Genomic DNA, 19,471 nt, shown 5'->3' with positions numbered 1-19,471 from the left:
CAGCCCCGACAATAGCGCCCCTGCATGCCACCGCCCGCCGCTACCGACGCACGAGCCCGACGATGACTGACACGCCGCGCAAGATCCTGGTCACCAGCGCCCTGCCCTACGCCAACGGGCCGATCCACCTGGGGCACCTGGTCGAGTACATCCAGACCGATATCTGGGTGCGCTTCCAGCGTGCGCGCGGCCACGAGGTGATCTACGTCTGCGCGGATGACGCCCACGGCACGCCGATCATGCTGAAGGCCCGCACCGAGGGCATCGAACCCGAAGAGTTGATCACGCGCGTACGGCAGGAGCACGAGGCCGACTTCAGCGAGTTCCTGGTGGATTTCGACCACTACCACTCGACCCACTCGGACGAAAACCGCGAACTGGCCGCCCACATCTACACCGCGCTGCGCGACGCCGGGCACATCGAGACGCGCACCATCGACCAGGCCTACGACCCCGAGGCCGGGATGTTCCTGCCCGACCGCTTCATCAAGGGCACCTGCCCCAACTGCGGCGCCGAGGAGCAGTACGGCGATTCCTGCGAGGCCTGCGGAGCCACCTACAGCCCGCTGGACCTGAAAGACCCGGTTTCCGCGATCAGCGGCGCCCGTCCCGAGTCGCGCCAGTCCGAGCACTACTTCTTCAAACTCGGCGACTTCGAGGCCTTCCTGCGCGAATGGACCGGCTCCGGCCGCCTGCAGGACGCGATCCGCAACAAGCTCGACGAGTGGTTCGATGCGGGCCTGACCGACTGGGACATCTCGCGCGATGCCCCCTACTTCGGCTTCGAGATCCCCGACGCCCCGGGCAAGTACTTCTACGTCTGGCTGGACGCGCCGATCGGCTACATGGCGAGCTTTCGCGCCTACGCCGAGAAGCAGGGCCTGAACTTTGATGCCTGGTGGGGCGCGGATTCCGATGCCGAGCTGTATCACTTCATCGGCAAGGACATCGCGTATTTCCATACGCTGTTCTGGCCGGCGATGCTGCACGGCGCGGGCTTTCGCACGCCCAGCGCGGTGTTCTGCCACGGCTTCCTGACCGTCAACGGGCAGAAGATGTCCAAATCGCGCGGGACCTTCATCCGCGCGCGCGACTACCTGGACCACCTGAACCCCGAATCCCTGCGCTACTACCTCGCCGCCAAGCTGGGTGCCGGGGTCGACGACCTCGACCTCAACCTGGACGACTTCGTCCAGCGCGTGAACTCCGATCTGGTCGGCAAGCTGGTCAACATCGCCAGCCGCTGCGCCGGCTTCATTACCAAGCGCTCGAACGGCAAGCTGGCGGCCGAGCTGCCACGTCCGGACCTGCACGAGGCCTTCGTCGCCGAGGGCGACGCCATCGCGGCCGCGTTCGAGAACCGCGAATACGCCCAGGCCATCCGCCGCATCATGGCGTTGGCCGATCAGGCCAACCAGTACATCGACGAGGCCCAGCCCTGGGTGCTGGCGAAGCAGGAGGGCCGCGAGGCCGAGGTACAGGCCATCTCCACCCAGGGCCTGGACCTGTTCCGCATCCTGATCGTCTACCTCGCCCCGGTGCTGCCGCGACTGGCGGCCGACGCTGCGGCCTTCCTCCGGCTGGACCGCCTGGCCTGGGACACGCGCGCGCCGCTGGTCGGGGGCTCGATCGAGAAGTTCAAGCCGCTGATGACCCGCATCGAAGGCGAGACCGTCGACAAGCTGCTGGAGGCCTCGAAGGCCACCCTGGCCGCGACCGCGCAAACGCCCACCCCCAGCACCAAAGCGGAGCCCGACGTGGACCCCATCGCCGAGACCATCGACTTCGACACCTTTGCAAAGGTGGACCTGCGCATCGCCCGCATCGCCAGTGCCGAGCACGTGGAAGGTGCCGACAAGCTGCTGAAGCTCACCCTCGATATCGGCTCGGAGACGCGCCAGGTGTTTGCCGGGATCAAGTCGGCCTACGCGCCGGAGGACCTGGTCGGCCGGCACACTGTGATGGTCGCCAACCTCGCGCCGCGCAAGATGCGCTTTGGCGTATCCGAGGGCATGGTCCTGGCGGCCGGCCCCGGCGGCTCGGAGCTGTACATCCTGAACCCGGACGACGGCGCCCAAGCCGGGATGCGGGTCAAATAGGCCGCCCGCGTCATGGATTTGCACCCACGGCTCGCGTAAGCTGCCGCTCTTTTGTCGATACCCGGACGCATGGACCAAAGCCCCGAATTCCTGGCGCAGGTACGCCTGCTGGCCGAAGCAGGCCGCGATCTCTCGGCGCGCGGCTGGCTGCCCGCGCGCACCGGCCACTTCTCCGCGCGCCTGGACGACCGGCATATCGCCGTCACCGCGCCCAATCGCGAGAAGAGCTTTCTCGACCGCCACGACTTTCTGGTGGTCGATCTCGACGGCCACGTGGTCGCCGGCAGCGAAGAGCCGGCCCCGGAGACCTTCCTGCACATCATCATGTACCGCCACGATGCCCAGCTGGGCGCCGTGCTGCACACGCATTCCGTACATGCGACCGTACTGTCGCGCCAGTTCCCCGGCACGCTTGCCCTGCGCGACTACGAGGTCCTGCGCGAACTGCCCGGCGTGAAAAATCCCGCCCGGGGCCTGGACCTGCCCGTGTTCGCGAACGACCCCGACGTACAGCAACTGGCCGCGCGGGTCGACGCCGCCATGAGCCGCGAGCCGAACCTCGCCGGGTTCCTGATCGGCGGCCATGGCCTCTATACCTGGGGCGCGAGCGTGGAACTGGCGCTGCACCGGGTCGAGGCCTTCGAATTCATGTTCCAGTGCGAGACGCTTGCACACCAGATGAGCCGATGAACATGTCACCGAATCCCGCGCCCCAGGCCCTGATCCTCGCGTTTGAAGGGGTCCTGGCACCACCCGGCGTGCTGCGCGACACACTTGAGCCCTATTCCCTGGAGGCCTTGCCGGGCTTTCTCGAGCGCCACGCGGAGAGTACCGCGGTGCAACGCGTGCTCGCGGATATCCTCGCCTATTCCGGCCGCGAGCTGGACGTCGACGGGCTGCTCGCGCAGATCCGCGCCTGGATTCGCGGCGGACAGGACATCACGCCCCTGCGCCAGCTACAGGGGCTGATCTGGGCCGACGCCCTGGAGGCCTCGATGCTGCGCCCTGAGCTGTCGGACGACACGGCCCGCGCCCTGATGGCGCTGGACGATGCCGGCGTGGCCATGTACAGCTTTGGTGCGAGCCCGGCCCCGGTCCAGCGCGACTGGCTGCGTCACGGCCCGTATCCGGAGGTGGAGCAGCGTCTGACCGGGCTGTTCGACACCCGCATCGGCGGTCGCCGCGATGCCGGCAGCTACCGCCGTCTGGCCGACGAGATCGGCATCGCGCCGGAGGCGATCATGCTGCTGTCGGTGCGCGGCGAGGAGCTGGATGCCGCACACCAGGCCTGGCTGCAGACCGCCCGCCCGTTCACCGACCCGGCGGCTACCGACCAACACCCACTGCGCAGCCTGGAATCGCTCATCCCGGCAGGCGACTAGACTCTATCCTGCAGGGGCAAGCCTGTCCGCGAATGCCGCCCGCCAAGGTCCGGCTATTGCAGGGGCTTCGCGGGCAGGCCCGCTCCCACGCAAAACCAGCGCCCCGGAAGGGTTGAGTCGGGATAAGCAGTCCCTGATACTATTTTGTTGACCTGACGACTCGGAATTAACGTGGAATACGTCCTGATCCTCATCAGTACGATCCTCGTGAACAACTTCGTACTGGTGAAGTTTCTGGGCCTGTGCCCGTTCATGGGGGTCTCGCGCAAGGTCGAGACGGCCACCGGCATGGGCCTGGCCACGACCTTCGTGCTGACGTTGTCCGCGGTCAGTTCCTACGTGATCAACGAATACCTGCTGACCCCACTGGGGCTCGAGTACCTGCGCACCATCGCGTTCATCCTCGTGATCGCCGCCGTGGTCCAGTTCACCGAGCTGGTGGTGCGCAAGACCAGCCCGCTGCTCTACAACGTGCTGGGCATCTTCCTGCCGCTGATCACGACCAACTGCGCGGTGCTGGGCGTGGCCCTGCTGAACGTCCAGGAGGCACACAACTTCGTCGAATCCGCGCTCTACGGCTTCGGCGCCGCGGTCGGCTTCTCCCTGGTGCTGATCCTGTTCTCCGCCATTCGTGAACGCATCGCGGTGGCCGATGTGCCCGTGGTCTTTCGCGGCAGCGCGGTCGCCATGGTCACCGCGGGCCTGATGTCGCTGGCGTTCATGGGCTTCTCCGGGCTGGTGCGGCTGTGAGTGTCGTCTACGCCATCCTCGCGATCGGCGGTCTGGCCGCCGCGTTCGGACTGATCCTCGGCTTTGCCGCACAGCGCTTTCGCGTCGAGGCGGATCCCGTCGTCGACCAGATCGACGCCCTGCTGCCACAGACCCAGTGCGGCCAGTGCTCCTACCCCGGCTGCCGCCCCTATGCCGAGGCGATCGCTGCAGGCGAGGCCGACATCAACCGCTGCCCGCCCGGTGGCCAGGCCACGGTCCAGGCGCTGGCGGACCTGCTGGACCGCGAGCCGACCCCGCTGGAAGAAGAGGAACAGGAAAAGGCCGTCGCGGTGATCGACGAAAACATCTGCATCGGCTGCACCCTGTGCATCCAGGCCTGCCCGGTGGACGCCATCCTGGGCGCAGCCAAGCAGATGCATACCGTGATCGAGGAGGAATGCACCGGCTGCGAACTGTGCATCGAACCCTGTCCAGTCGACTGCATCGACATGGTGCCGGTCCAGACCGATATCACCGAGTGGCGCTGGGCGGAGCCGGAACCCTCGCCCATCGAGCGGCCCATTTACGCGATTGCGGACGTCTCGCGCAGCGGGCACTAAGCCCCGCACCCGCGAAACGTTAGAATACGCCGATGCAGCTGCACCGCTTCCATGGAGGCCTGAAACTGGCCGACGAGACCGACGCCAGTACCGCCAATCCGGTGCTGGTGATGGGCGTGCCCGCGAAACTGACCGTACCGCTTGGCCAGCATATCGGCGAGGCGACCGAAGCCTGCGTCCAGGTCGGCGACCACGTGACCAAGGGCCAGCGCATCGGCCAGTCCAAGGGCTACATCGCGGCGCACGTGCATGCACCCACCTCCGGCGAGGTGGTCGATATCGACCTCTACCCCGTACCCCACCCCTCGGGCCTCAATGCCCCCTGCGTGGTAATCGAGCCCGATGGGCGCGACGACTGGGGCGAGGCCCGCATGGAACCCTGGCTGGACTGGGATACCCGCGACCTGCGCGCGCTGCGCCAGCGCCTGCGCGCCGGGGGGATCGTCGGGCTGGGCGGCGCGGCCTTCCCCACAGCGGTCAAGCTGAACCCGCGCGCCGGCCAGCGCATCCACACACTGATCGTCAACGGGGCAGAGTGCGAGCCCTACATCAGCGCCGACGACATGCTGCTGCGCACCGCCCCCGAGGCGGTGTTCGAAGGGATTCGCATTACCGCCCGCCTGCTGGGCGTGGAGCGGGTGCTGTTCGCGGTCGAGGACAATATGCCGGAGGCGATGCGCTCGCTGACCGAGACCCTGCCCCCCGAGCTGCGCGATCTGATCGAGCTGGTATCGGTCCCCTCGATCTATCCCACCGGGGGCGAGCGCCAGCTGATCAAGGTACTGACCGGCCAGGAGGTCCCGAGCGGCGGCCTGCCTGCGGATCTCGGGATGGTCTGCCACAATCCAGGCACCTTCAAGGCGATCTGCGACACGGTGATCCAGGGCCGCCCGCTGCTGTCCCGCATCGTCACGGTCACCGGCCCCGGCGTGAAACACCCGCGCAACGTGGAGGCCCTGCTCGGCACCCCGTTCGCCGACGTGATCGAGGCGGCCGGAGGCTATGCCGAAGGCGTCGACCGGCTGGTGATGGGCGGCCCGATGATGGGTTTCGCGGTCCACGACGACTCCATGCCAGTGATCAAGGCCACCAACTGCCTGCTCGCCACGCGCCCCCAGGACACGCCCGCGCCCGGCCCGGTCATGCCCTGCATCCGCTGCGCCGAGTGCGCGGCCGTCTGCCCGGCCCAGCTGCTACCGCAACAGCTGTACTGGCAGGCAAAGGCGAAGGACTTCGACGCGATCCAGGACTACGGGCTGTTCGACTGCATCGAATGCGGCTGCTGCGCCTATGTCTGCCCCAGCAACATCCCGCTGGTGCAGTACTACCGCTATGCCAAGAACGAGATCTGGGCGCGGGAGAAGGAGCGCCAGAAGTCGGACATCGCGCGCGAGCGCTACGAGTTCCGCCAGGAACGCATCGAGCGCGAGGAGCGCGAGAAGGCCGAACGCCTGGCGAAAAAGAAGGCCGCGCTCAAGAACAAGGAAAGTGACGGCGACAAGCAGGCCGCGATCCAGGCGGCACTGGAACGCGCCCAGAAGAAAAAGGCCGCCCGCGCGGAAGAGCCCGCGAAGGACAGCGATCAGGCGTCCGGCTCGGAGACGACCGGCGAGGCAACCTCCACGACAGACAACACCCGGGACGGGGACGGCCGCTGATGCGCTTTCGTACGCAATCCTCCCCCCATGTGATCCCGGCGCACTCCGTGGGCGGCGTGATGCAGCAGGTGCTGATGGCGCTGGTGCCCGGCACCCTGGCCATGACCTGGTTCTTCGGCTGGGGCGTGCTGGTCAACGTGCTGCTGGGCGTGCTGTTCGCGGTGGCCTTCGAGGCGGCGATGGTCGCCGCGCGCAAGCGGCCCGTCATGGCCACGCTGGCGGACAACTCCGCGATCGTTACCGGCTGGCTGTTCGCGCTGGCGATCCCGCCACTGGCGCCGTTCTGGGTCACGCTGATCGGGATCGCGTTCGCGATCATCGTCGCCAAACACCTGTACGGCGGGCTGGGCTACAACCCGTTCAACCCCGCGATGGTCGGCTATGTCGTCGTGCTGGTCTCGTTCCCGCGCGAAATGGCGCTCTGGCCGGCCCCCAGCACGCTGCCGGAATCCCCGCTGAGCCTGCTGCAGACCCTGCAGACCGTCCTGACCGGCAGCCTCCCCGGCGCCCAGGCGTGGGACGCGGTCACGCGCGCGACACCACTCGATGCGATGCGTGAGGGGCTGGTCTCCGGGCGAACCGTGGGCGAGATCACCGCCAGCCCGCTGTTCGGCACCTTCACCGAGACGGGCTGGGAATGGGTCGGCAACTTCTTCCTGCTCGGCGGGCTGTACCTGCTGTTCCGCCGTATCATCCACTGGCACATCCCGGTGGCGGTCATCCTGGGCGTGGCCATCCCGGCCGGCTTCTTCTGGCTGCTGGACCCGGACTCGTTCGCCTCGCCCGCCTTCCACGTGTTCTCCGGGGCGGTCATCATCGGCGCGTTCTTCATCGCCACCGATCCGGTCTCCGCTTCCACCACCCCGCTCGGCCGCATCCTCTACGGGGCCGGGATCGGCGTGCTGATCTTCGTGATCCGGACCTGGGGCGGCTACCCGGACGCGGTCGCCTTTGCCGTGCTGCTGATGAACATGGTCGCCCCGACGCTCGACCACCTGACGCGACCCCGAGTCTTCGGGCGCAGCCGGGGCGGGCCACCGCCAGGCGACGGTCATGCTTAACCTGAAACCGCGCGACATCCTGATCGCCACCGTCCTGCTGGCCGGCTTTGCGGCGGCCGGCGCCGGGCTGGTCGCGCTGGTGCAGGAAGGCACCGAGGCGCGCATCGCGGACAACCGCATGGAGGTCAACCGCAACCGCATCGCGGAGCTCACCGGCGATCTTGATTACGCCAATGACCCGGTGCACGACACGATGGCCCTGAGCGACGAGCGTCTGGGAGGCGACAACCTGCCGGCGTGGTTCGCCCGCGACGCAGACGACAATGTCATGGGCATCGTGTTCTCGGCGGTCGCGCGCGACGGCTACAGCGGCAACATCCATCTGCTGATCGGCGTCGACCGCGACGGTGAACTGCTCGGCGTGCGCGTCTCCAGCCATCGCGAGACGCCGGGACTGGGCGATGCCATCGAGGCCGAGCGCTCCGACTGGATCCATGGCTTCGAAGGCCGCTCCCTGGGCGACCCCGAGCCTGGCGAGTGGGCGGTGCGCCGCGATGGCGGCGTGTTCGACCAGTTCACCGGCGCCACCATTACCCCGCGTGCGGTGGTTCGCGCCGTCCGCCGCACACTGGAATACTTCGACGACTACCGCGACGACCTGCTCTCGACCGCGCCGAAGGAAGAGGAAGGCGCGGTGGTCGAGCCGCTCACGGAACAGGACGACCGATGAACCCGACCCTGACCGACATCATTCGCGACGGCCTGTGGAACAACAACCCGGGCCTGGTCCAGCTGCTCGGCCTGTGCCCGCTGCTGGCGATCTCCGGGACGATGGTCAACGCCATCGGCCTGGGCATCGCGACCACCCTGACGCTGCTGCTGTCGAACGTGCTGGTCTCGATGATCCGCCGCCACGCCCGCCCGGAGATCCGCATCCCGGTCTACGTGCTGATCATCGCCTCCATCGTGACCGCGATCGAGCTGGCGATGAACGCCTGGTTCCACGGCCTGTTCCTGATCCTCGGCATCTTCATCCCGCTGATTGTCACCAACTGCGCGATCATCGGCCGCGCCGAGGCATTCGCCTCGCGCAACTCGGTCCCGCGCGCCGCGCTGGACGGGCTGATGATGGGGCTGGGCTTTACCGGCGTACTGATTGCGCTGGGCGCACTGCGCGAGGTCCTGGGCCAGGGCACGCTGATGGACAACGCCCACCTGCTGTTCGGCGAGTGGGGCCACGCGATGACCATCCAGATCTTCCCGTCCGAGCACGGCTTCCTGCTGGCCCTGCTGCCGCCTGGCGCATTCATGGCCATGGGCCTGCTGATCGCCGCCAAGAACTGGATCGACCAGCACACGGCGACCGAGCCGGAGCCCGCTGCCGACGAATCCCGCGCCGAGGCTTCCGAGACCACCTGATCAGACGGACCGTACAGGCCCCATCAACGAAAACGCCCCACCGGGGCGCTCCGGCGGGGCGTAAAGGGAACCACTGATCAGTGTTCCCCTGAGTGACCGTATGGGCAATCAGGCGGTCGTGTCGACGCTATTGCCCACGTGGTCGGGCAGGCCCTGGGAGGTCGCCTGCATCTCGCTGATGTTCGGCATGGCCTGCAACAGGCCCTGTGCCGCCATCTCTTCCGATTCCATGGCCTTCTTCTGCACCGCCACATCCTTTTGCGCTGCGATATTCTGCTGGCTCATCTGCGTGGCCTGGCTGGCAATCGCACTGGCATCCATCGTTCACTCCTGATTCGAATGTAGAGCCAGCCCGCCGGGTGTAATTAACACCAACTCGGACCTGGCTCTCCCGGGGTGACGACCACGCATGCTCAGACTTTAGAGTTCGCCTCGAATTTTTTTGGATGGGCCACGAAGCGCCGCATGACCCCGCGCGACTCGCGATCCTCTGCCTCGATCGCGAACCCGGCGCGCTCCACCGCGGCCTCGGTATCACGGTTCGGGTGGCAGCCCCCGGTCACACAGGTCCAGGTCGGCTGTACGCGATCCTGTACCCAGGCCAGGCTCGGGCGCCGGTGCCGCACGTGCTCGAGCATGCGTAACTGGCCCTCGGCGCCCAGCACACGGAGGATCTCCCCCAGCCCCCGCTCCGGGTCCTGAACCGAACAGAACACCAGCCCCGAGACGACCGTGTCGAACTGTCCATCGGCAAATGGCAATGCCTCGGCCCGGGCGACCACAAAAAGCGCCCCGGGCGCGCGATCGCGCGCCCGATGCAGGGCCGCCAGATCTGGATCGAGCGCGACGAGCTGCGTCGGGTCGGAATACAGAGGAAGATTGCGGCCCGTGCCGCAGCCCAGCTCGAGGACGCGACCCCGTGCCCTCACGACGAGACGCCGGCGCCAGCCACGGAAACCAAGCGCGTCCGCCAGCCCCATCAGAGCGTCATAAAGCCAGGGAATCTGTTCCACTCCGCGCATGGAAACCATTCTACGCGCCGCAAAGTGTGAACGCGTTCGCGTGATGCCCGAATCCGGAAGGAACCTGTGGGCAACACCCCTGTCCACCGAGGCAAGAGCGGAAAAATCGGCGCCTGGCAACGGCCGCCGCAGTTCCGCCGTTCAGACTAGAAGACTCCATCACACGGTTGTCTGAACGTTCGGCCCGGACTCCCACCGGGCCATTTTTTTGTCCGGGCCCACGACCGGGGTCGGCGCGGGCCAACGCCTGACTCACGCCTGCGCGGTCACTCCCCCCTTACCCTGATACGATTCGGCGCTTTCGTGCTCCCCACGCGGTGATGCAATGACCGAACCCTCGCAATCGAAGATTCTCTACGAGGTGGATGACCATCCGCCGGTCGGGAAATGCGCGCTCAGCGCCCTTCAGAGTCTGATCCTGGTCGCCCCGACCATTATCCTCGCGCCCCTGATTCTGGCGCGCACCATCGGCCTCGACCTGGCCGCCACCCAGTGGACCGTCTTTGCCGCACTCATCGGCAGTGCGCTCGCCACGCTGGTCCAGGTTCGTCGCGTCGGGCCGGTCGGTTCGGGCTACCTGATCTTCATGGGCACCTCGACCGCGTATCTGGCCGTCGGCATCGAGGCGGCCATGGTCGGCGGCATGGCGCTGGTCGCGACGCTGGCCATCCTGTCCGCACCCGCACAGTTACTGTTCGCCCGCTACCTGGGTCTGTTCCGGCGCATCATAACGCCGACCGTCAGCGGGGTCGTGATCATGCTGCTGGTGCTGACCGTGATCCCGTCCACGGCCGACATGATGCATGGAGAAGGCGAGTACGAGGGCACCTGGCGCGCCCTGGTCGTCGCCCTGTTTACGCTCGGCTTCACCATCCTGCTGGCGATCTTCGGCGGTCGCATGCTGCGCCTTTGGGCACCCATCATCGGGCTCGGGGTTGGCGTCGCGGTGGCGGTTGCATTCAACATCACGGACTTTTCCAGGGTCGCGGACGCCGCCTGGCTGGGTCTGCCGCCACTGGAATGGCCGGGCTTCAACTTCGAGTTCTCGACCGCCTGGTTCACACTACTTCTGACCTTCATCATCGTCACCCTGGTCGGATCGGTCGAGTCAGTGGGCGACACCATGGTCGCGCAACGCAACTCCCACCGGACCCCGCGCAAGGTTGATTACGACCGCGTGCGCGGCGGCCTTTATGCGGACGGGGTCGGCAACATGATCGCCGGCGGCCTGGGTACGCTGCCGAACACCACCTACGGGATCGGCGTGTCCTCGATCGAGCTGACCGGCATGGCTGCGCGGCGCGTCGGCTACTACTTCGCCGGCTTCCTCGCCCTGGTCGCACTCATCCCCAAACTCAACATGGTGATGATCTCGCTCCCTGGCCCGGTCTTCGGAGCCTTCCTGCTGATCCTTCTGGCGCTGCTGTTCGTGGCCGGCATTCGCCTGTGCGCACAGGACGGCCTGAGCTACCAGAGCGGGCTGATCATCGGCGTGGCGTTCTCCACCGGCTTCCTGTTCCAGAACCAGTTGTTCTTCCATCACTTGATCCCGGACGCGCTGGGGCCGTTCATGAACAACAGCGTGACCACCGGCGGCACCGTCGCGGTCGCCATCAGCCTGATCTTCAACCTGCGCCCGCGCCCACGACGCCGCAGCACCTTCGCGCCCGAGGCCGAATCCCTGCCGCAGATCCAGGCCATGGCGCGGGAGTTCGGCGAGAGCCTGAGTCTGCCGGAGAAGCAGTCCGTCAAGCTGCAGGTGGCCTTGGAAGAGGTGTTCATGCACCTGTCCGAACAGGCCGCCAGCGAGCCGGGGCGCAGCCGCCCGGTGGATGTCCGTCTGGAACGCGAGGGCGAACACCTCGCGGTGGAGATGATCGACCGCAGTGCGGCGGCCGAAGTCGACGAGGCCTCGCTGCGCAAGGCCCGGCAATGGGGTCACAACGACGAGCAGTCCCTGCGCGAACTGGGGCTGTACCTGCTGAATAGCCTCGCGCAGGACGTGCGACACCTGCGCATGGCCGGGGTCAACTACATCTCGTTCAGTATCCCGCTGCGCCCGATGTAGTCACTCGACGCCGGTTCGCCGGTTCAGGGCCCCGCCGCCAGCGGTTCAGTCGCGGGAGCCGTGGATCAGGTTGAGGAACTCGCGACGGGTACGCGCATCTTCGCGGAAGGCACCCAGCATCACCGACGTCGCCATCGAGGAGTGCTGCTTCTCCACCCCGCGCATGGTCATGCACATGTGCTTGGCGTCCACGACCACGCCCACGCCCTTGGCATTGGTGACCTGCTTCAGGGCCTCGGCGATCTGCCGCGTCATGTTTTCCTGGATCTGCAGGCGCGCGGCGAACATATCGACAATCCGCGCGATCTTGGAGAGGCCGATCACCTTGCCATTCGGCAGGTAGGCGACATGCACCTTGCCGATAATCGGCAGCAGGTGGTGCTCGCACAGCGAGTACAGCTCGATATCGCGCAGCAGCACCATCTCGTCGTTGTCGGAGCTGAACAGCGCGCCGTTGACGATCGTGTCGAGGTCCTGGTGATAGCCCCGGGTCAGGTACTGCATCGCCTTGGCCGCCCGCATCGGCGTATCCAGCAAACCCTCGCGGTTCGGGTCTTCATTCAGGCCGGCGAGGATCTCGCGATAATGACGGGCCAGGGCCTCGGGGGCCGGCAGCGGCCGCCCATCGGCTGCGCTGGTCACGGGTTCGTCCGCGGTACGGGCATCTGCTTGCATCGATAGGTCCTTGTTCTGTGCCATCTTCGGCATTCCTAGGGGCGTGCGGGCGCGTCAGCGCACCATGATAACGGCCAGCCCGGAGGCCAGCGAAACGATAGCCCCCGCAGTCAGCGCCATGCGCAGTCCCAGGTACCCGCGCGGCAACGGCCGCCCACGCAGGCTCAACCGGTCCACCCACAGCGCCCCCAAAAACAGCGCGGCCAGGGTCATCAGCGCCTCGGGCAGCGGTTGCAACAACGCCAGCCAGGCGAGGATCGCCGGGACCACCGCCCACACGGGTGCCGACAGCGGGCCCACCCGGTGCTCACGATCCGCCAGGTAAAGCCCCCAGTGGATCGCTCCGAGAAACGACAGGATGACAGCACCATAAAACGCCAGGGCCTCCAGCGCGAAAACCTGCCATTCCGGCTGGGCCATCCAGGCCCCGAAGCCCAGGACCACAAAGGGGATCAGACCTCCGTATCCCAGCACCTGAAGCATCGGTGCCGAGGCTTCCTGGGACTGTTGCGTCTGCCCTGCCCGTTCCGCGACGTCACGCGGACCTCTGTTAGCCCCGGCCGCGACAGCCCGCGCACCGAGGTACTCACGCAATTCGGGGAGCCCCCCGATTGCACCGTCCCGCGCAACGAAATAGGGCAATACATCGGCCCCGGTCGCCTGCTGCAGGGCATGAAACTGCTCGCGGTTGTGAGCAGAGCCCATGCCCCACTCCAGGCGCACCCAGCGACCGGGCAGCATTGCATCCAGCAGGGCCACAGCATCGCGCACATCGGACAGCCCGGAGGTGATCGCGACGACCTCGTGCTCGACCAGTGCCTGGCGCACCTCGGCAGGCCAGCCGCTCATGGCCTGGGCGGTGTCGTTCATAACGCGGCCTCAATCGCGGCGCGTAAACGCCGGTCCTCGGACGTCAGGCCTGCCCACAACAGCTCTATCACCACAAGCAACCGACTACCCCTACGCATCGCTGCACCCTCCGCGCCCCGGGCTGTGCGGGGCTCACTGTGCGCCGTATTCTGGACGACGACCATTTGCAGGCATTGTACAGGTATTGTATAAGATGTACATCACCCTTTGATGGAATCGGAACCGTCATCATGAGCACCTCTCGCATCGCCGTCATCGGTGGCGGCATCGCCGGGCTGGCCAGCGGCTGGATCCTGCAGTCGCGCCACCAGGTGCGCCTGTTCGAGGCGACGCCCAAACTGGGTGGTCACGCCCACACCATCGAGGTATCCGACCCGGAGGGCCCCACGCACCTCGATACCGGCTTCGTGGTGTACAACGAGCGCAACTACCCGCTGCTGACGCGCCTTTTTCGCGACCTGAGCGTGCCGACCCAGCCGACTGAAATGTCGTTCTCCTGTTCCCGGCATCCCCACGGCGTGGAATACGCCGGCAGCGACCTGAACACCCTGTTCGCGCAGCGGCGCAACCTGCTCAGCCCGCGCTTTCTGCGCATGAGTGCCGACATCCTGCGCTTCAACCGCCTGGGCCACCGACTGTTCGAGCGCGGCGAGACCCCGCAGGGCACCTTGGGCCATTTTCTGTCGCGGCACCGCTTTGGCCAGGGGTTCATCGAGGACTACCTGTTGCCGATGGCCGCCGCGATCTGGTCCGCGCCGCCGGAGTCCATCCGCGAGTTCCCGTCCGCGAGTTTCCTGCGGTTCTTTCGCAACCACGGGCTGCTGGACCTGCGCGACCGCCCGCAGTGGCGCACCGTGCGCGGTGGCAGCCGCGAATATGTGCAGCGCCTCGCCGCGCGGCTCGAGCCACGTAGCGTCATCCACGAGGCCGTCCGCGCCGTGATCCCCGAAGGCGGCCAGTGGCGTGTGCTGACCGCGGAGCGCTCCGAGGGATTCGATCAAGTCGTGTTCGCCTGTCATGCGAACGACGCCCGCCGCCTCCTGGGGCGAACCATGCCCGCGCTCGACGGCCTGCTGGCGGACTGCCGCTTCCAGGAAAACCGCGCCATCGTGCATACCGACGCCACCCTGATGCCCCGCTCACGCCGCGTCTGGTCCTCGTGGAACTACCTGAGCGGACGCACCACGCAGCCTGGTGAACGGGTTTCGGTCTCCTACTGGATGAACCGCCTGCACAACCTGGAGCGTCGGCGCGACTACGTGATCAGCTTGAACCCCTGGCGCGAGCCCCACCCCACCGCAGTGCTTGGCGAGCACCTTTGGGAACATCCCGTAATGGATGCCCCCGCCGAGATCGCGCGCCAGCGCCTGATGGACCGCCAGGGCCAGGACGGACTCCATTTCGCCGGGGCCTGGATGGGCGACGGCTTCCACGAGGACGGGCTGCGCTCCGCCGTCGCGATCGGCGAGGCGATGGGCATCGCGCCCCCTTGGGACTCCACGCCGAGTGCTACACCCGCGCCGGTGGCGGTGGATTCGGAGCCGGTCAACGGCGGTGGCGCGACGCCGACCGCGGCACCGGCTGCGCGCCCCGAGGATGCCTGAGGCGCTGGCATGGACGCGGCCCTCGTCTACACATCGGTTGTGCACCAGCGCATTGCGGCGCCGGCGTACCGCTTTCGCTACCCGGTAATCGCCGCGCTGTTCGACATTGATCGCCTGGAGGCCACCGCGGCCCGCTGCCGCGCTTTCTCCCTGAATCGTTTCAACCTGTTCAGCCTGCATACCCGCGACCACGGCCCCCGCGACGGTCGCCCCTGGCGGCCCTGGATCGAGTCCCGTCTCGCGGAGCACGGCATTGAGCTCGCGGGCGGCACGATCCACCTGCTCGCGATGCCGCGAGTATTCGGGCACGCGTTCAACCCGCTCAGCGCCTGGTTCGCCTATCACGCGGATGGCGGGTTGCGTGGCGTGTTGCTGGAAGTCCGCAACACCTTCGGCGAGCACCACCACTACCTGCTGCACGAAGGCGGGTGCGCCATGACCACGCCGGTACGCCAGGAGAAGGACAAGGCCTTTCATGTATCCCCGTTCATCGACATGGATGCGCGCTACGCCTTCACCATCTCGCCCGCACGGCTGGAACGCGGGGCCACCGTGCGGTTGGCAATCCGCGAGACCCAGGCGGGTTCACCATTCCTGGTCGCAACCCAGCACGGACGCCTGCGCGACTTTGCCGACCGAACGCTGCTGGCCGCATTGATGCACCAGCCCTGGATGACCCTCAAGGTCCTGCCACTGATTCACTGGCAGGCACTCAAGATCTGGCTGCGCGGCGGACGCTACCACCCGCGCCCTGCGCCGCCGCAAAAGGAGATGCACTGATGTCCGTCGAACAAGGAAGCGCGACGACCGGGTTCGCGACCCGCCGGCACTGGGCCCTGCAACTGATCGCCCGGGCCCTGCGCGGTCTCGAGCAGGGACAATTGACGCTGGTCGGCCCACGCGGGGAACGGGAGGTCGTACAGGGCGAGCAACCCGGACGTGAAGTGATCTGGCACCTCAAGCGGCCCTGGCGGACGCTGCTGCGCATCCTGCGCCACGGCGATCTCGGCTTTGCCGAGGGCTATATTGCGGGGGACTGGAATACGCCGGACCTGAAGGGCCTGCTGCACCTCGCCACCGACAACGAGGCGGCGCTGGCCGATCTTGCGGCTCGCCCCGTGGTCCAGCGTCAATTCGACGCCCTGCGCCACTGGTGGCACCGCAACAGCCGCCGCGGCAGTCGTGCCAACATCCGCTTCCACTACGATCTAGGCAACGACTTCTATCGCATGTGGCTGGATCCGAGCATGAGCTACTCCGCGGCCCTGTTCAGCCGCGGCGACGAGGCACTGGAAAGTGCCCAGCAGCGCAAGTACGAGCGCCTGCTGGATCAACTCGACGCCGCCCCCGGGTCCCACATCCTCGAGATCGGGTGCGGCTGGGGCGGCTTTGCCGAACTCGCCGCGCGTCGCGGCCATCAGGTCACGGCCATTACCCTGTCGCAAGAGCAGCTCGACTACGCTCGCGAGCGGATCGAGCGGGCCGGTCTCTCCGACCGTGTCGAACTGCGCCTGCAGGATTACCGGGATCTGCACGGCCAGTTCGATCACGTCGTCTCGATCGAGATGTTCGAGGCGGTCGGACAGCAATGGTGGCCCAGCTTCTTCGAGACCTTGCGTGCCTGCCTGCGCCCAGGCGGGCGCGCCGCACTGCAGGTCATCACCATCGACGAAGCCGCGTTCGAGTATTACCGCAACAACGCCGATTTCATCCAGATGTATGTCTTCCCGGGCGGGATGCTGCCGTCCGTCCCCCGCTTCAACGCCGCCGCCCGCCAGGCGGGCCTCGCGATCGGCGATCAGCAGTTCTTTGGGCAGGACTACGCCGAAACCCTGCGTCGCTGGGATCGCGAGGTGCGCCATGCCGAACCCGTCATCGAGGCCCTGGGATACTCGCCCGAGTTCCTCCGCATGTGGCGCTACTACCTCGCCTACTGCGAAGTCGGTTTCGAGCACCAGCGTGTCGACCTGATGCAGGTAGTCCTGGAGCCCCACGACCGGGACGAGCGCGCGCCCCACATGACTTCCCAATAATCCAAGATTCTCAAGAACCCTCCCCACCGATGAGCGCAAACTGGTACCCAATCACCAGTTTATTGGGACACCAGTCACAGGACGGTTCTGGATTCGTCGACTAGAATGCAAATTTCCGGGCTCATGGAAAGCGGGATCCGCCCACCACCCGCCCCGTGTGGTCGAGCCCCGATTGGTCGAGGACCCCAGCCATGCAACAACGCATTCAGTTCCGCGAGGCCAGCTGGCCCGCCGACGCCGAAGCCATCTCCGCCGTCCGACGCGAGGTCTTCATCGACGAACAGGGCGTCCCCGAACCGCTGGAATTCGACGGTCTGGATGTGACCGCATTGCACTGGCTGGCCATCGGCCCCGGCGAAGAACCCATCGGTACCCTGCGCATGCTGCCCTCCGGTCAGATCGGGCGCATGGCCGTGCGCGAACCCTGGCGCGGCCACGGCATCGGCTCGCGGCTGCTCGACTACGCCGTCGAGGCCGCCATCCGCCATGGCTGGCGCGAGGTCTGGCTGAACGCCCAGAACACCCGCCTGGGCTTCTACGCCCAGCACGATTTCTTCATCATCTCCGACACCTTCGAGGACGCCGGCATCCCCCACCGCCGCATGCTCCGCCGCATCCGCCAGCCCCTGGCGCAGGCCAGGTAACCAACACCTGCTCGCGAGTTGCGAGTCCTCCGAAAATACTCGGGACAATGGTCCCGTGCCGCACACCACGCTGTGGGTGAACACGATTGTTGGTACGGCCCCTTCCCGGCACAGCCGCTCGAACCGAATCATCCATCTCCATTGATTGCGCATGCGCGTAGATGCGCGATGGGCGGTAGTTGCCTATGCTGAGTAGAGACCCTGCCCGGAGGCGACTGCATGGCCGAACCGACGACCGACCCCGTGATGGAAGATGCCGCCGTGCTTCTCGGGGAGCTGCTGGACCAAACCCGGCGGCGCTTCTGGCTGCATGCGCGCGTGGGACTCCTGGCGGAGTTTCGCGGGCTGGAGCTGGGCTCGTATCTGGCCAACATCGCGCGCCGCCACCGGCATACGGACATCCGCATTCTGGTGGACGACGATCTGGCGCTGCGGGATCGCATCCCTGGACTGGTCGAAACCATCAAGCGCCTGCCCACCGCCGTCACCGTGCGCCGGCTCGATGCCGCCGAGGAGAGCCCCCTGACGCTGACCGCAATCGCTGACCACAGCGGCTGGATGCAGCTGACCCAGGCTGGAGGGCAACGAATCCTTCGGGGGGATGTCGATGATCGTGGGGGTACCCAGCGGGCCGCCCTGGATTTCGAGGCGAACTGGAGTCTCAGCGATGAAGCGATCGAACTGCGCCGGCTCATGGTCTAGGCGCCACACCCTGCGCATCCTGGCGGGGAGCCTGCTACTGCCCGGACTCTCGGCACCCGCGTTGGCCCGCGACCCACAGGCCGAGGTCGCCGTGCTCCCGCTGCAAAATCGCCCGGCCGCCGAGATCCTGCCAGAGCTACAAGGCCTGTTCGGGAATGCCGCCACGCTGCGCGCCGATGGGTTCCGCCTCCTGGTTCGCGCCGACGCCCAGACCCTCGTGCAGATCCGCGAGGTCGTGGCCGAACTCGACCACAGCGCCCAGGATCTCGTCCTCTCGGTACGCCGCAGCAGCGAGCGCCCCCGTCAGGACACGGGTGCGGGGATCGACATCGAATCCGGCCCGGATGGCACCCAGGCCCGCGGTACCGCCCGGCGCTGGACCACCACCCGCGACGACGACCAGACCCAGCAGATCCGCCTGCGCGAAGGCACCGAGGCCATCATCCTGGTCGGCGAGACCGAGGCCCACGGCTTCCGCGTATTCGCCGGCCGCGCCGGCTTCGGCATGGAACCCGTCTTTCACGACACCGCCCGCGGCTTCCGAGTGCAGCCCCACGCCCAGCCCGACGGCCGCATACGCATCGACATCCTTCAGCTCCACGAACAGCCACCCGCCACCCCCATGGGCCGTGCGGAACGCCAGTCCGTCGAATCGTCTATCACCATCGAGCCCGGCGCTTGGGCCGATATTGCCGGAGTGGGCCGCACCATCAACCTAGACGAACGCGGCATTGCCTCCCGGCGCACCACCCGCGAACGAGATACCCTGTCGCTTCAGATCCGAGTCGACCCGATCGACTGATCGTCCACCAAGGGACAAAGGCCCTTCGATACCGTACGGGCCCCCGCCCGCTACCACCAGCACCCACTGACCGTCATCCCGGAAAGCGCGCAGCGGTTATCCGGGATCTCCTACCTCGCTCGTAACCCACCCCGTGCCAGCCCCAAAGCCGTGGATCCCGG

20 protein-coding genes are annotated in these 19,471 nt (G+C 66.9%); 16 read left to right on the top strand and 4 right to left on the bottom strand.

What is annotated here, in order from left to right:
* Window positions 1-62: 62 nt before the first annotated feature.
* From metG to F791_RS0111955, 9 genes are all read left to right on the top strand, one after another.
* A complete protein-coding gene (gene metG / locus F791_RS0111995) occupies window positions 63-2,099 on the top strand; it encodes a methionine--tRNA ligase (RefSeq protein ID WP_019592696.1) in 2,037 nt (678 codons plus the stop codon).
* Window positions 2,100-2,168: 69 nt separating this feature from the next.
* On the top strand, window positions 2,169-2,789 hold the full coding sequence (gene mtnB / locus F791_RS0111990; protein ID WP_019592695.1) for a methylthioribulose 1-phosphate dehydratase: 621 nt from the start codon (window positions 2,169-2,171) through the stop codon (window positions 2,787-2,789).
* Window positions 2,786-3,481 carry a hypothetical protein gene (locus F791_RS0111985; protein ID WP_019592694.1) on the top strand — a complete coding sequence of 232 codons (696 nt, stop codon included), beginning with the start codon at window positions 2,786-2,788 and terminating at the stop codon, window positions 3,479-3,481. Before mtnB ends, F791_RS0111985 begins: the two co-directional genes overlap by 4 nt.
* A gap of 171 nt (window positions 3,482-3,652) precedes the next feature.
* Window positions 3,653-4,231, top strand: coding sequence for an electron transport complex subunit RsxA (rsxA, locus tag F791_RS0111980; protein WP_017925285.1), 579 nt, complete (start codon window positions 3,653-3,655; stop codon window positions 4,229-4,231).
* Window positions 4,228-4,812, top strand: a complete 585-nt coding sequence (gene rsxB, locus F791_RS0111975) for an electron transport complex subunit RsxB (RefSeq protein ID WP_018138385.1) — start codon at window positions 4,228-4,230, stop codon at window positions 4,810-4,812. Before rsxA ends, rsxB begins: the two co-directional genes overlap by 4 nt.
* A 32-nt stretch (window positions 4,813-4,844) precedes the next feature.
* Window positions 4,845-6,470: an electron transport complex subunit RsxC gene (rsxC, locus tag F791_RS0111970; RefSeq protein ID WP_018174134.1), complete on the top strand. Its 1,626-nt coding sequence runs from the start codon at window positions 4,845-4,847 to the stop codon at window positions 6,468-6,470.
* Window positions 6,470-7,531, top strand: a complete 1,062-nt coding sequence (gene rsxD, locus F791_RS0111965; RefSeq protein ID WP_018994018.1) for an electron transport complex subunit RsxD — start codon at window positions 6,470-6,472, stop codon at window positions 7,529-7,531. Before rsxC ends, rsxD begins: the two co-directional genes overlap by 1 nt.
* Window positions 7,524-8,201 carry an electron transport complex subunit RsxG gene (gene rsxG, locus F791_RS0111960; protein WP_019592693.1) on the top strand — a complete coding sequence of 226 codons (678 nt, stop codon included), beginning with the start codon at window positions 7,524-7,526 and terminating at the stop codon, window positions 8,199-8,201. Before rsxD ends, rsxG begins: the two co-directional genes overlap by 8 nt.
* A complete protein-coding gene (locus tag F791_RS0111955) occupies window positions 8,198-8,890 on the top strand; it encodes an electron transport complex subunit E (RefSeq protein ID WP_018174137.1) in 693 nt (230 codons plus the stop codon). The genes rsxG and F791_RS0111955 overlap by 4 nt, the downstream gene beginning before the upstream one ends.
* Window positions 8,891-8,998: 108 nt before the next feature.
* On the opposite strand, the gene F791_RS0111950 is transcribed toward F791_RS0111955, so the two are convergent.
* On the bottom strand, window positions 8,999-9,211 hold the full coding sequence (locus F791_RS0111950) for a YjfB family protein (RefSeq protein ID WP_019592692.1): 213 nt from the start codon (window positions 9,209-9,211) through the stop codon (window positions 8,999-9,001).
* Between the two features lie 92 nt (window positions 9,212-9,303).
* Complete coding sequence (locus F791_RS0111945; protein ID WP_018994020.1) at window positions 9,304-9,912, bottom strand: class I SAM-dependent methyltransferase; 609 nt, start codon at window positions 9,910-9,912, stop codon at window positions 9,304-9,306.
* Window positions 9,913-10,237: 325 nt separating this feature from the next.
* Between F791_RS0111945 and F791_RS0111940 the strand changes: the two genes are divergently transcribed.
* On the top strand, window positions 10,238-11,980 hold the full coding sequence (locus F791_RS0111940) for a uracil-xanthine permease family protein (protein ID WP_018138379.1): 1,743 nt from the start codon (window positions 10,238-10,240) through the stop codon (window positions 11,978-11,980).
* A 45-nt stretch (window positions 11,981-12,025) separates the two neighbouring features.
* Here the strand turns inward: F791_RS0111940 and folE are convergent, their stop codons facing one another.
* Both folE and F791_RS0111930 read right to left on the bottom strand, forming a co-directional pair.
* On the bottom strand, window positions 12,026-12,679 hold the full coding sequence (gene folE, locus F791_RS0111935; protein WP_018138378.1) for a GTP cyclohydrolase I FolE: 654 nt from the start codon (window positions 12,677-12,679) through the stop codon (window positions 12,026-12,028).
* 30 nt (window positions 12,680-12,709) lie between these two features.
* Window positions 12,710-13,525: a DUF3429 domain-containing protein gene (locus F791_RS0111930; protein ID WP_018174141.1), complete on the bottom strand. Its 816-nt coding sequence runs from the start codon at window positions 13,523-13,525 to the stop codon at window positions 12,710-12,712.
* A 230-nt stretch (window positions 13,526-13,755) separates the two neighbouring features.
* Between F791_RS0111930 and F791_RS0111925 the strand changes: the two genes are divergently transcribed.
* The 6 genes from F791_RS0111925 to F791_RS0111900 all read left to right on the top strand — a co-directional run bounded on the left by F791_RS0111925 (window position 13,756) and on the right by F791_RS0111900 (window position 19,310).
* Window positions 13,756-15,129: an NAD(P)/FAD-dependent oxidoreductase gene (locus tag F791_RS0111925; RefSeq protein WP_019592690.1), complete on the top strand. Its 1,374-nt coding sequence runs from the start codon at window positions 13,756-13,758 to the stop codon at window positions 15,127-15,129.
* A gap of 9 nt (window positions 15,130-15,138) precedes the next feature.
* The gene (locus F791_RS0111920) at window positions 15,139-15,909 is read left to right on the top strand and encodes a DUF1365 domain-containing protein (RefSeq protein ID WP_018994817.1); all 771 of its coding nucleotides are present in this window, start codon (window positions 15,139-15,141) and stop codon (window positions 15,907-15,909) included.
* Window positions 15,909-17,162 (top strand): cyclopropane-fatty-acyl-phospholipid synthase family protein, encoded by a 1,254-nt coding sequence (locus tag F791_RS0111915; RefSeq protein WP_019592689.1) that lies wholly within the window; start codon window positions 15,909-15,911, stop codon window positions 17,160-17,162. The genes F791_RS0111920 and F791_RS0111915 overlap by 1 nt, the downstream gene beginning before the upstream one ends.
* A gap of 191 nt (window positions 17,163-17,353) precedes the next feature.
* A complete protein-coding gene (locus F791_RS0111910) occupies window positions 17,354-17,806 on the top strand; it encodes a GNAT family N-acetyltransferase (protein ID WP_018138373.1) in 453 nt (150 codons plus the stop codon).
* Between the two features lie 219 nt (window positions 17,807-18,025).
* A complete protein-coding gene (locus tag F791_RS0111905; protein WP_018174146.1) occupies window positions 18,026-18,508 on the top strand; it encodes a hypothetical protein in 483 nt (160 codons plus the stop codon).
* On the top strand, window positions 18,474-19,310 hold the full coding sequence (locus F791_RS0111900) for a secretin N-terminal domain-containing protein (RefSeq protein ID WP_038057166.1): 837 nt from the start codon (window positions 18,474-18,476) through the stop codon (window positions 19,308-19,310). The genes F791_RS0111905 and F791_RS0111900 overlap by 35 nt, the downstream gene beginning before the upstream one ends.
* Window positions 19,311-19,471 lie beyond the last annotated feature (161 nt).

The organism is Thioalkalivibrio sp. ALRh (genome assembly GCF_000381425.1).
Lineage (GTDB): Bacteria > Pseudomonadota > Gammaproteobacteria > Ectothiorhodospirales > Ectothiorhodospiraceae > Thioalkalivibrio.
This window is presented reverse-complemented; position numbering and strand designations above follow the sequence as displayed.